12 protein-coding genes are annotated in these 13,179 nt (G+C 50.3%); all 12 read left to right on the forward strand.

Features of this window, described 5'->3' with window-relative positions; translation table 11 throughout:
• The first annotated feature begins 47 nt into the window (after positions 1 to 47).
• Positions 48 to 2,186, forward strand: a complete 2,139-nt coding sequence (locus RB298_RS24500; RefSeq protein WP_486048996.1) for an ABC transporter ATP-binding protein — start codon at positions 48 to 50, stop codon at positions 2,184 to 2,186.
• Positions 2,183 to 2,680: a DUF1854 domain-containing protein gene (locus tag RB298_RS24505; protein ID WP_486048998.1), complete on the forward strand. Its 498-nt coding sequence runs from the start codon at positions 2,183 to 2,185 to the stop codon at positions 2,678 to 2,680. The genes RB298_RS24500 and RB298_RS24505 overlap by 4 nt, the downstream gene beginning before the upstream one ends.
• A gap of 296 nt (positions 2,681 to 2,976) precedes the next feature.
• Entirely contained in the window at positions 2,977 to 3,738 is a 762-nt protein-coding gene (locus RB298_RS24510; RefSeq protein WP_009590440.1) for a YveK family protein, read from the forward strand.
• 225 nt (positions 3,739 to 3,963) lie between these two features.
• On the forward strand, positions 3,964 to 4,857 hold the full coding sequence (galU, locus tag RB298_RS24515; protein WP_015737322.1) for a UTP--glucose-1-phosphate uridylyltransferase GalU: 894 nt from the start codon (positions 3,964 to 3,966) through the stop codon (positions 4,855 to 4,857).
• A gap of 16 nt (positions 4,858 to 4,873) precedes the next feature.
• Entirely contained in the window at positions 4,874 to 5,578 is a 705-nt protein-coding gene (locus tag RB298_RS24520; protein ID WP_192570653.1) for a sugar transferase, read from the forward strand.
• Positions 5,579 to 5,605: 27 nt separating this feature from the next.
• Complete coding sequence (locus RB298_RS24525) at positions 5,606 to 6,565, forward strand: GDP-L-fucose synthase family protein (RefSeq protein ID WP_486049000.1); 960 nt, start codon at positions 5,606 to 5,608, stop codon at positions 6,563 to 6,565.
• A complete protein-coding gene (gene gmd / locus RB298_RS24530) occupies positions 6,562 to 7,560 on the forward strand; it encodes a GDP-mannose 4,6-dehydratase (RefSeq protein WP_009590886.1) in 999 nt (332 codons plus the stop codon). Before RB298_RS24525 ends, gmd begins: the two co-directional genes overlap by 4 nt.
• Positions 7,557 to 9,017 (forward strand): oligosaccharide flippase family protein, encoded by a 1,461-nt coding sequence (locus RB298_RS24535; protein ID WP_486049002.1) that lies wholly within the window; start codon positions 7,557 to 7,559, stop codon positions 9,015 to 9,017. Before gmd ends, RB298_RS24535 begins: the two co-directional genes overlap by 4 nt.
• Entirely contained in the window at positions 9,014 to 9,814 is an 801-nt protein-coding gene (locus tag RB298_RS24540; protein WP_486049004.1) for a glycosyltransferase family 2 protein, read from the forward strand. The genes RB298_RS24535 and RB298_RS24540 overlap by 4 nt, the downstream gene beginning before the upstream one ends.
• The gene (locus RB298_RS24545; RefSeq protein WP_015737317.1) at positions 9,804 to 10,652 is read left to right on the forward strand and encodes a glycosyltransferase family 2 protein; all 849 of its coding nucleotides are present in this window, start codon (positions 9,804 to 9,806) and stop codon (positions 10,650 to 10,652) included. Before RB298_RS24540 ends, RB298_RS24545 begins: the two co-directional genes overlap by 11 nt.
• 56 nt (positions 10,653 to 10,708) lie before the next feature.
• A complete protein-coding gene (locus RB298_RS24550; protein WP_096776556.1) occupies positions 10,709 to 11,893 on the forward strand; it encodes a hypothetical protein in 1,185 nt (394 codons plus the stop codon).
• Positions 11,890 to 13,179, forward strand: a complete 1,290-nt coding sequence (locus tag RB298_RS24555) for a hypothetical protein (RefSeq protein WP_036665164.1) — start codon at positions 11,890 to 11,892, stop codon at positions 13,177 to 13,179. The genes RB298_RS24550 and RB298_RS24555 overlap by 4 nt, the downstream gene beginning before the upstream one ends.

The raw sequence follows: 13,179 nt of genomic DNA on the forward strand, positions 1-13,179 counted from the left end.
GCAAAGAGACGCCCTGGCTAATATTGCACGGAGACTTGAATCGTGATGTGCGTTTTGAACCGATGCAGCTTGTGTTTACAGCTTCCAGGCTGCAGGCGCTGGATCGGGAAGGAAGGGAATTGTTGGATATTCCCAAGCGTAAAATGATGAACATCGACCTGGTTGAGGTCATCGGCGGTGGTTGTCTTGTCGCTGGCACTTCGGACGGCCCGGTTGAAATTTTACGATTCACGGAACCGTACCTTGAGTCCTGTCGCAAGGCTCTGCCGCAAGTCGAACAGTGGATAACGGATTCATCGCCGCATCGTATGGACCAACGCGGCGATTTGGATGAAAAGAAGGGGAAATGTGACCGCTGCGGCCGCGCAAAACGGCCCGCTTCCGCTTTCTGCATGCGCTGCAATCCGAAATGGAGTACGGTGTCCCATCTTCTTCAGCGGAGCAGAGCCTATAGATCTTCTATCATGATGATGGGGATCATCGTAACCGTTACCGTTCTTGTATCCCTGGCACCACCCTACGTAATCAAATGGATCATTGATGAAATATCATCGCCTACTCGCTCAGACGGGGATTCCGCGTCATTGATATGGTTGGCCGTAATGCTCGCCGGTTTGTATATTCTGCAGGCATTGCTTCAGATGATCGAAGGTTATACGGCCATTAGGATCGGTGGACACTTCCTAGGAGAGATTCGCAGAGATATGTTTCATGCCCTGATGAAACAATCGATGCGTTTTTTTGATAATCGGCAGGTATCCCAATATATCGGACGCATTAATCAGGATACGGATGCGCTCAAAAATTTTATGTCGCAAGGGATTGTTCATCTGACCTCTCAATTTTTATCCGCTATTTTTATTATGGGAATGCTGTTCTATTTGGATTGGCGCTTGACCCTGATGATCCTTCTGCCGCTGCCGCCGCTTGGAATCCTTGTGATGCGTCTGTGGCCGAAAGTCCGGGACATGTGGTATGCCCAGTGGCAGTCGTCCATTCACGTTCAAAATATGGTTGGGGAGGCTCTTCAGGGAATACGAATCATAAAAGCCTTCTCCAAGGAACATGCCGAGAAAGCACGTTTTGATCAGGTCAATCAAAAATATGTTCATCGCATGATTTCAATTCAGAACTTATGGATGTTCATGACGCCGGTACTCACGTTATTCATTTCACTGTTTGCAGCCCTCGTATGGTTTGCCGGAGGACGGAGCGTGCTGGAAGGCAGCATGACTGTCGGAACATTAAGCGCATATGCATCGTATTTGATCATGTTCTTCGGTCCTGTCAAATGGCTGGCGCAATCCGCCAGCTGGATCAATGAGGTGCTGGGATCGGCCGAACGAATCTTTGAGGTGATTCAAACGCCTGCTGAAGTGAAGGATGACGAGAAAGCTCCGCGCTTTAACAACGTTCAAGGCGAAATCGTCTATGATCAGGTGGCTTTCGGCTATACGCAAGATCGGCGAATTCTCCAAGGGATCAACCTACGAATAGCACCTGGCGAGATGATAGGCATCATCGGTCCGTCAGGAGCGGGGAAGTCGACCTTGATCCATCTGTTGTGCCGATTTTATGATCCGGACGAGGGGGACATCTATGTGGACGGACGAAGGCTTACCAGCATTAAGCAAGAGGAGTTAAGGAGAAACATTGGGGTAGTGTTTCAGGAAACCTTCCTCTTCGATGGGACCATAGCGCAGAATATCGCTTATGGATGCCCCGAAGCCAGTACAGAGGACATTATTCAAGCGGCAAGGACCGCAAATGCGCATGACTTTATATGCCGCCTTCCTGACGGCTATGAAACAAAGGTAGGAGAAAGAGGGCATCGGTTGTCCGGAGGAGAGAGGCAGCGTATAGCGATTGCCAGAGCCGTGCTGCTCGATCCCCCGATTCTGATCTTGGATGAGGCGACCTCCTCGGTCGATGTGGAGACCGAAGCTGTCATTCAGGAGGCGCTGGATACGGTGGTTCAAGGCAGAACGACCCTTGTCATTGCTCATCGGCTGTCGACTCTTCGGCGAGCGGATCGGCTTCTGGTTCTTGAAGGAGGGAGGCTGGTCGAGAGTGGAAGCCATGAAGAGCTTCTGAGACGCCAAGGGGTATATCATCGTTTGCTTCATGCAGCGCAGGCGAAAGCCCCGAAAGACGAATGGATACCGATGCAGGAGGTTGCTACATGATGGTAGCGAGAAGGGAAGTATGGGCTCAGGACCAGAGTCTTCGACTCTATCGAAACGGGATAGGTGAACTAGAGGCGGAAAAAAACCGAGAGACAATCGGTAAAGTGCGCCTTGTTCTGACATTTCCGATCACGAAGCCGGAGGGGTACATTTCTGTACGCTCTGCATTGGATCAAGAGGTTCATTTTATTCTTTCGCTGGATGAACTGGATAAGAAAAGCCAGTCGGCTGCCAGGGAAGAACTGCAGCGAAGCTATTTGATACCCGAGATATTGAAAATTATGGGAATCAAGCGCCGGGGCAGGAATTGGCTATGGGAAGTGGAGACGACATATGGAAGGATCTCATTTCGCATAGACCAGCAGCAAGAGAGCATCGATTTCCTCTCGGAGAATGATTATACAATCAAGGATACGGAGGGCAGACGATACGTCCTCCGCGATGTTACACGTCTCGACAAACAGAGCAAGCTCTATTGGAATAAGATCAATTAGTTATAACGACTCACAAATGAGAGAATAGAGTACCAAAAAATGTAAACGTCTGCCGAATGGGGGCGTTTTTCTTTTTTGTTTCAGCCATGCATTTATATTTGTGTACGCTTACATGCCTAGAAATCATGTTGAAAGATCTGAATTAGCTTTCTGATTGTGTAACAAAATGTATCGTTTGTAGGTAAATAAGACCAAATCAGTATTGACACGATACGAATTGTATCGTAAATTGAAGATGCTAAATGATACAAAATGTATCTACGGAAGCACATTTGCTTATGGACGGAGGAAATTCAGTGGAACTTGAAATTAAAGAGTATGCAACCGTGTTGAAGAAAAGGCTGTGGTTAATTCTCCTCGTGGTTGCCGTGGTCTGCGTACTCGTTGGATTTTACAGTTATCGAATGGTTGAACCCCAGTACGAAGCAAGCAACAAGATGATCGTGACCAATAAGACCGAAGAAAAAAAGTCTGTCCTTAGTTCAGATGATATGGATATGGGGATGCGTCTGGTTTATACATACAAAGAAATTATCGGAACTAGCGTGATTCTGGAAAAAGTGGTGGAACAGCACCCGGAATTGAAGCTGACCGTGAAAGACCTGATGGATATGATGGTGGTCGATACCGTACAGGATACACCTGTCATGACGATATCCGTCAGGGATTATAGTTACGATGGCGCGCTCAAAGTAGCGACGGCCGTTGCCGACGTATTCAAATCCGAAATATCCTCTATCATTCCCGGCGGGAACATCACCATCCTCTACGAGAATAACGCCGATCCCAGACCGGTCACTCCAAGTCCTTTGCTGTATGTCGTGATTGCTTTCGTTGTGTCGCTGATGCTGTCGATAGGTTTCTGTTTCTTGCTCGAATATTTGGATGATTCCATCCGCACCGACAAAGAGGTTGAACTGGTTCTCGGACTTCCGACACTGGCCGTCATACAGCACTTCAAGTCAAGTGACTTCAAAGCGAGAGGCAGCTCCGTGTCAAGACGCAGTCCGGTTGAACCGCCCGGTTCCGGAAAGGCCATCGTTAACGCGTCCGAATAAATGTTGTTACTTAAAGCATACATCAGGTAATGCCTACTGAACCTCTACCACCGTAGGCACTCGATTATGCTGTGGGCATCCGTCAAACAGGATGGCTTAGACGTTCATCGTCGATGGCGTAAAGTGAGGAAGGGTTAGATGCCCTCTCTTGTTTACATAGAGCTTCACATGGAATACCCAATTTTCCGGTAAAACGAACGAATTAGGATAGAGGAGGAACGGACAATGGCAACCATTAAAAAGGCTATCATTCCTGCTGCCGGACTGGGTACTCGATTCTTGCCAGCTACAAAAGCAATGCCCAAAGAGATGCTTCCGATCGTGGATAAGCCTACGATCCAGTACATTGTGGAAGAAGCGATTGAGTCCGGTATCGAGGACATCATTATCGTTACAGGCAAAGGCAAGCGGGCGATTGAGGACCATTTCGACCACGCATTTGAACTGGAGCATAAGCTTAGGCAGACCAAGAAGCTTGAATTGCTTCATGAGGTGCAGCGGCCCTCTCGCATGGCGGACATTCATTATATTCGCCAGAAAGAACCCAAAGGGCTGGGGCATGCCGTATGGTGCGCACGAAAATTCATAGGCAACGAACCGTTTGCCGTCCTGCTCGGGGATGATATTGTTCGTGCGGAGAAACCGTGCATCAAGCAGTTAATCGAACAGTATGAACAGACCCGGAGTTCCGTGATTGGCGTTAAGTACGTATCTCCTGAGGAAGTACACCGATATGGAATCATTGATCCGTATCCGGTGCCTACCATCGGAGGGCTGTCCAGAGTGCAAGGAATGGTAGAAAAACCGAAAGCCGAGGACGCACCTTCCAATCTGGCGATCATGGGACGTTATATTCTGACCCCAGCGATTTTCTCTTACCTGGAGCAGATGGAGGAAGGAATCGGCGGAGAGATCCAACTAACGGATGCCATTCAGCGAATGACTGAAATCGAGGAAGTGTATGCCTATCAATATGAAGGTACGCGCTATGATGTCGGCGAAAAGCTCGGGTTCATTCTTACATCGGTTGAATTCGCGTTGATGAAAGAGGAACTGCGGCTCCCTCTTTTGCACGGACTTGAGCAAATGATACATAAGAACCGAACGTTGGCTAGATAGGAGATTGAATCAAGCCATGAATATCGAAACGATTGAAACAAGAACGTTGGAAACCGCTGCAGCCGAAGAATTTCCCGTGATGACAGGTGCGAGCTCTTATCCGGTGAAGCCCCGTTCAGGGTACTTCCGGTTGAAACGGGCGACGGATGCCGTGCTATCCGCTGTTGGCCTTATTCTTCTTCTGCCTTTGTTTATGATCATCTTCGTGTGCATGAAGGTGGAAAGCCCCCGAGGACCGATGCTGTTCTCGCAGATTCGGGTAGGCAAGAACGGAAAAACGTTCAAAATGTATAAAATTCGCTCCATGGTCGTTAATGCGGAACAGCTTCAACAGAAGCTGGTTCACCTAAATGAGGTTGAAGGTGCCATGTTTAAAATGAAGAACGACCCACGGATCACGAAGGTGGGACGCATTCTTCGAAAAACGAGCCTGGATGAACTCCCGCAGCTGTGGAACGTACTGAGAGGCGAGATGAGCCTGGTCGGACCGCGGCCCCCACTGCCTGCGGAAGTAGAAGCCTACACCCCTTACGACATGCAGCGGCTGAGCGTGGTTCCGGGCTGTACCGGCTTGTGGCAGGTAAGCGGCAGAAACGCCCTGGGGTTCCGCGAAATGGTGGAGCTGGATTTAAGGTATATCCGTGAACAATCCACGACCCAGGACATTCGGATCCTGTTCAAGACGGTCCGGGTGTTCATGGGGTCCAAAGATGCTTTTTGAACAACCTCTTAAAAGGAGATGGCGGTAATGAATTTGGATTCCCGAATATATGTGGCTGGTCATCGCGGTCTCGTGGGATCTGCCATTGTCAGGGCATTGGAGTTGCAAGGATTTCGCAACCTGGTTACCCGTACCAGCCAGGAGCTGGACTTGCGTGAACGTGATCGCGTGGAACGCTTCTTCAGCAGTGAAGGGATAGAGTATGTGTTTCTAGCTGCCGCCAAAGTCGGCGGTATCATTGCGAACCGGGATCACCCAGCGGATTTCATACGGGACAATCTTCTAATCCAGAATAATATCATTGATCTTTCCTATCGGTACGGGGTAAAAAAACTGCTCTTTCTCGGATCTACCTGCATCTACCCCAAACTGGCTCCGCAGCCAATGAAGGAAGAATATTTGATGACCGGCGCCCTGGAGCCTACCAATGAGCCCTATGCCGTTGCCAAAATCGCGGGAATCACGATGTGCCAATCGTACAATCGGCAGTATGGTACCCGGTTCATTTCGGCCATGCCTACGAACTTATACGGCCCGAACGATAACTACGATCTGGAAACCTCCCATGTTCTTCCCGCGCTGCTGCGAAAGATACATGAGGCTAAGGAGACAGGTCAACGCGAGGTGGAAATTTGGGGTACCGGTCAGCCGAAGCGGGAATTCCTTTACGCTGACGATCTTGCCGATGCCTGTTTGTTCCTGATGAAGCATTACGAGGACAATACAATCGTCAATATCGGTTGCGGAGAGGATGTGTCCATCCGGGAACTTGCAGAGAGCATAGCCTCCACTGTCGGTTATGACGGAAGTTTTGTCTATAACGCCTCTAAGCCCGACGGTACGCCCAGAAAGCTGGTGGATGTCAGCAAGCTGACAGCCCTCGGCTGGAAGCCGTCGATCAGCCTTGAGCAAGGATTGGCCCGAACCTATGAGCACTATTTAGAATCGCAACAGATCTACAGTAAATCCGTTGGAGGATCAATATGAAAAGAGCATTAATCACTGGCGTTACCGGTCAAGACGGTTCGTATTTGGCTGAGTTTCTTCTAAGCAAAGGGTACGAGGTTTTTGGATTGCGCCGCCGGACCAGCACACCTAATTACGAGAACGTGACCCATATTAAAGATAAGATTCACTGGATATCCGGGGATCTGACCGATCTCGCCTCGTTAATCGAAGCGGTCCGCATCGCCGATCCGCACGAAGTATATAACCTGGCAGCCCAGTCCTATGTAGCCGCTTCTTGGCCGCAGCCGCTGGCAACGGGCCAAATGACGGCGATCAGCGTAACCAATATGCTGGAGGCGGTCCGGCTGGTGAAGCCGGAGGCGCGTTTCTATCAGGCGTCCAGCAGCGAAATGTTTGGCAAGGTCGTGGAAACGCCTCAGAAAGAGACAACGCCTTTCTATCCCCGGAGCCCTTATGGGGTAGCCAAGGTATACGGCCATTGGATCACGGTGAATTATCGCGAAAGCTTCGGGATGTTCGCATGCTCCGGCATTTTATTTAATCATGAGTCGCCCAGAAGGGGATTGGAGTTCGTTACCAGGAAGGTCACGGATGCCGTTGCCCGGATCAAGCATGGTTTGCAGCAGGAGCTGCGAATGGGGAATCTGGATGCATTGAGGGATTGGGGGTTTGCAGGGGATTATATCAAAGCCATGTGGCTCATGCTCCAGCAAGAGCAGCCCGACGATTTCGTGATATCAACGGGCGAAATGCACACCGTAAGGGAACTCCTCGAGGTAGCCTTCTCTTACGTGGGCTTGCATTACGAGGATTACGTCGTCATTGATCCCGAATTCGTGCGTCCTGCGGAGGTTGACCTGCTCCTTGGCGATTGCACAAAAGCTAAAGAGCAGCTCGGGTGGGAGCTTGAGGTCAGCTTTGAACAGCTGATTAAGATGATGGTAGACGAGGACATGAAGCGGGTGCGCGCAGAGATCAAATACCAAGAAGCGCTGTCGGCGGCATACGTGTGAGAAGCAAACGATCGTCCAGCACGCGGCATAAGTTAGAAAGGTTTCACGATCTTCGCAAACTCACCCGTAATCGAACGGTCAACGGCGGTTTGTGGATATTTGCAGGGCGGGCATTCTTCGCGGGGTCCGCGCTGCTCATTAATATCTTACTGTCCAGGGTACTGAATACGGCAGCCTTCGGCGCCTATTTGATGGCTTTCAATATCGCCTTTTTTGGCGGCGTGGTTGGCACGCTGGGTTTGAACCAGAGCATCATACGTTTTTTGGCCGAGCAGAGGGAGAAAGGAAAGCAGGCATGGGCCCGTAAAACCGCGCTGCTGTCTCTGAAGATTGCGATGCTCGGAGCAGCCGGTACAGGCATACTGTATACATTCCTGCAGCTGACGCTGCTTCGAGGGGTTTTGGGCTCGGAAATTATGGCATCGGCTGCGTTATGGACCGGGCTGTGGATCATGTTAACGGTTTTGCAAAATGTAATGGCCGAAACCTTTCGGGGACACGGTGATGTGAGGCAGGCTACATTGTTTAGCGGCGTTTTGTCCAACTTTCTCATGCTGGCAGGTTTAGGGTTGTTGATGTGGCTGGGGCGTTCATCATTATCATTGGAGCATGCGTTCATCTTGGTTACGGTCTGCATGGGGATTAGCTGCTTCGTCGCCGGTTGGAGATTGCTGAAGCTTCTCCAGGGAGGGTTCCGGAACCCAACGAATGAGCCGGCCTTAGATCATGGGCCAAACGCCCGGCGGCTGCTTGCCGTCTCTCTCCCGATGATGGCTTCGAACGTCGCGCTGTTTATGCTCACCTCTAGCGATATCTGGATTCTGGGCGTTTTTTACGATGAGAGCGAAGTGGCGATTTATGGTGCAGCCGTACGCTTAATGGCCGTGCTTAATTTCTTCGTCGTGTTGATGAATACGCTGATGACAAGCATCATTTCCAAGTATTTCGGCAGCGGCCAGTTCCCGAGCATTCAAAATGCCGGCCGGATCATTGTTGGCATATCTACGCTGCCCGCAATCGTCATTGGAATGGTTTTTATGTTGATGGGCGAGCAAGTGCTTCAATTGGCATTTGGATCTGCCTATGGCTCAGGCCATGCCATTCTGGCCATCTTGTCGCTGGGTCAGCTCATCAATTTATTCGCAGGCCCTTCAGGACTCCTTCTGACCTTAACCGGCCATGAGCGGGCCATGTTGAGAATCACGCTGATTACCAGTGTCGTGACGGTAATTGCGGCCGTGACGGTCGTTCATGCATGGGGACCGTTTGCGCTTGCCGTCGTGATGGTATGCGGTTTGCTTGCGCAGAACGGTTGGATGTGGGTAGAGGTGCGGCGAAGACTCGGCATTTCGGTGCATTTCCACCCCGTTGATCTGATACGTCAGTTGATGCGTCTGGCAGGCAGGAACAAAAACATGGAACAGCAAGTTCGATTAAAGGGAGCCAGTTACAAATGATACGGACTCAATGGGTAGAAGACAGATCTGAAGTTTTTCTCTCCGTAGTCACGGTCTGCAGAAATAATCTACAGGGTCTGATCAAAACGTGGCAAAGCGTGAAGTCGCAATCCTGCTCGCTCGAATGGATCGTCGTTGACGGCAACTCGGATGACGGCACGCTGGCTTTTCTTCAGAATATTGAAGATGAACGAGTGTCCTTTGTCAGTGAACCGGATCAAGGGATATATGATGCGATGAATAAAGGGCTGGAATGTTGCAATGGCCAGTATGTGGTCTTCATGAATTCCGGCGATCGATTTTATGATGATACGATAGGCGAACGGCTTCGTATGCAAGCTATCCAGCATCATCTCCCGGATTTGCTGTATGGCGATGCGCTTGAAGAAGCGCGGTCGGGTGAACTGTTGTATAAGACGGCACGCAGTCATAAGCGCATGTGGTACGGCATGTTTACGCATCACCAATCCATGGCTTTCAGGCGGGGGAGTTTGAGCAGCATCAGATATCGTCTGGAATACCCGATCGGAGCGGATTATGCCCTGACAGCGGAACTCTTGTTGCAGGGCGGGACCGCAGCGTACCTCCGTAAACCCATATGCATTTTTGAGCAGGGCGGTATCTCCCATACCCAGCATAAACAAGGCCAACGGGACCAGTGGTTTATCCGTAAAACCATTCTCGGGATGCCAATCGTCCTCCGCGCTTCGATCGCGCTGCTGCAATGGGGCGTTCGTTTGGTTAAACATAGCTTTCCTAAAATCTATAAGAGGGTGCGCTTTTCCTATGAAAAATAAAATCCCGGTGTCCGTCATTATCATGACGAAGAACGAGGAAAAAAACATAGCCAAGTGCTTGGCTTCGGTATCCGCTTTTGACGAGGTGTTCGTCGTGGATTCCAACAGCACGGATCGAACATGTGCCATTGCACGGGAAATGGGTGCACATGTCATCAATTTTACATGGAATGGCCAATATCCGAAGAAAAAGCAATGGTGCCTTGAGGAGCTGCCGTTCCGCAATGACTACGTGTTTTACGTGGATGCGGATGAAGAAGCCACACCCCGGCTGGTCGCCGAGATGGAGGGGTTGTTTCAAGAAAAGCGGGATTTGGCGGCAGGCTATTTCGTGGCGTATGACTATGTATTCATGAACAAGGTGCTGAAGCACGGGCACAGGATGTATAAGCTGGTACTGTTCCACCGCCGGTTAGGCAGATTTCTGGATCATGACGATCTGTCGGCGTCGAACATGTGGGAAGTGGAAGGGCATTATCAGCCTCAGATTGATGGAAGTACCGGGGTGCTCAGCAGCTGTATGGTGCACTATGATCATGATTCCCTGTTTGATTATTTCGCGAAGCATAACCGTTATTCGGATTGGGAGGCGGTTGTGCGCACCAATGGCGGTTTTCGAAACCTGAACGAATCCCAAATTTTCATCCGAAGCCTCCAGAAGAAGCTGTTCGACCGGATGCCTTTGAAGTGGGCGGTTGCATTTATACACTCTTATATCATTAAGCTTGGGTTTCTCGATGGTTCCGCCGGCTTCCACTATGCTTTCGCACGTTCGGTTTATTACTGGCAGATCGGAATCAAGATGTCGGAGCTCCGGAAAGTAAGCCAGGGGACATGAACAGCCGTACTGCTATCGGTAATCAGTTGTCCCCGGTCCCGACTGGAGGAGGAATTATGGGGGGGCTTGCCTTTATTCTGGCCCTCTTGATTTACGCTATCTTCAGCGCGCCCTTTCCAGCCAATCCCGGCATGACGGAAGTGCTGATCGCGGCGTTGCTGGTATTGTTTGTTTCGCTTCCGACAGGAATTCTGGTCATGAGCGGCGGTTTTACGCTGTATCGCAGATATGACACCGTCCCCATGCCGCTGCATTTGGGCTTTTTTGTGCTGCTGTGGCTGGGGCTGCTGAATGGAGGCGTCATATATCGTTGGGATTCAACGGATATACTGCGTGATCTTATTCCTTGCGTATATTTGTTTGTCCCTTTATTGCTGCTTCCCGCAATGAATCGTTCCAAATTCAAATGGCTGTCTATTCTTCCGTGGCTCATCGCGGTAATGGGCGTTATTTTATCCATCAGATTCTATATGGAAGTTCGCATTTCGCCGCTGGATATCGGAAAAATGTATTATTTTGATAATTTTCTGTATTTGCCTTATGACCCGAGCGTTTCGTTTGCCGGCGTCTTCCTGACGATTATGGCCGTGCATACGTGGAAAAGCACGAATCCGCTCCGCTGGCTAAGCAGCCTGGCCATGCTGATCGGCGGTTTTTTGGCGTTAGGTTCGCTCATGGCCGTAGCGCAGCGGGCCCCTCTGGGGTTGGCAGCCCTATGCTTTGCGGTGTATTTCGGCGTAAGTTCCGGAAGGTCTGTACGGAAGTTGATCGTCATTATCGTGATCTTGATAGGAGCCGGGATTCTGGCCCAGGAGCAGATCACGAGCTCGTTTGATTTGCTGTTATCCAAGCAGGTGAACTATGGAGCGAACGGGAAGACGGATGAATTGGCGGCCGTGCTTCAGGAAACGTCCAAGTCGGTGTATACGCTGCTGCTTGGTATAGGCTGGGGGGGACTGTTTTTTGATCCGACCTACATGTCCGAGGTCTCGTTTACTCATTCGGCGTTTACCTTCTTCCTGTTAAAGGGAGGGGTTATCGGCATTACTGTCTTTTTGGCTTATCTGAGCTGGATTATATGGAAGTGCTTAAAGCGCGTAAACATGCAGAATCTCCCGTACATGCTTGGGGCCGGGGTTCCGATCATGATCGGATTGTTGTTCCAGCCCAGTTTCAAGACGCTCTCCTACGGAATGCTCCTCACCGTTCTGATCTTAAAAGATAAGGAGTCAATCCCATGAATCACAATCTGAGTTTCCCTGCGGATACATTGCATAATCGGGGCAGAAGCTCAGTGGCCAACTTGGGGGGATTCGGATTTATAGCAGCGTTGCTGTTATATGCCTTGTTCAGTTCCCCTTTTCCAGCAGAGCCCGGCATCGCGGAAGCTTTGATTGCTGTTCTTCTGATCTTGTTTGTGTCGATCCCGACCGGAATCATTGTTATGGGCGGCGGTTTCTCGTTATATCGCCATTACGGTACCGTGCCTGTCGTTATTCATGCCGGCTTCTTCTTTTTGCTGTGGATTGGGCTTCTGAACGGCGGTGTCGTTTATGGGTGGGATATGACGGATATTATTCGCGATTTGATTCCGTGCGTGTATCTGTTCGTTCCGCTCCTGCTCTTGCCGGCAATGAAACGCTCAACGCTCAATTGGCTTGCGATATTGCCTTGGATCATCTCCGTAATGGGCGTTATTTTATCCATCAGATTCTACGTGGTTGTACAGATTTCCCCTCTGGAAGTGGGCAGAATGTATTACTTTGATAATTTTCTGTATCTTCCGTATGATCCCAGCGTTTCGTTTGCAGGCGTATTTCTTCCCATCATGGCGGTTCATACGTGGAAAAGCTCCAGCCCGTTTCGCTGGCTGGGGAGCCTCGTGATGCTGACTGGCGGTTTCCTGGCCCTCGGGTCTCTCATGGCCGTTGCGCAGCGCGCGCCGCTTGCGCTTGCTATGCTGTGCTTTGCCGTTTACTTCATCGTGAGCTCGCGCAAATCGATGAATAAGCTGATCATCGGTCTGATCATTCTTGTCGCCGCAGGGATGCTTGCCCAGGAGCAAATATCCAACTCATTTGAATTGTTGGTATCCAAACAGGAGGATTTCGGCGCAAACGGAAAAACGGATGAGCTCGCCGCCGTACTGGCTGAAACGTCCGCCTCTCCGTATTCCATGCTGCTGGGAGTAGGGTGGGGAGGCCTGTTTCACGATCCGGCGGTAAACAACATTCTTGTATCCTACACTCATTCGGCGGTTAGCTTTTTCCTGCTCAAGGGAGGGCTGATCGGGATTGCAGTGTTGATGACTTATCTGATCTGGATCCTGTATAGGGCTCTTCAGCGGTTTACGATCACCATGCTCCCCTACATGCTGGCAGCCTTTGTACCTGTCATTATCGGCTTGTTGTTTCAGGTCAGCTATAAAACCTTGTCGTACGGAATGATCCTTACCATGATCTGTTTGATACATAAGGATCCCGGTAGCGTTCATTCAGGCGGCGAAAAGAACATTCCAAGACAGTAA

This window comes from Priestia sp. BR_2, assembly GCF_041954005.1.
In the GTDB taxonomy this organism is placed as follows: domain Bacteria; phylum Bacillota; class Bacilli; order Paenibacillales; family Paenibacillaceae; genus Paenibacillus_AQ; species Paenibacillus_AQ lautus_A.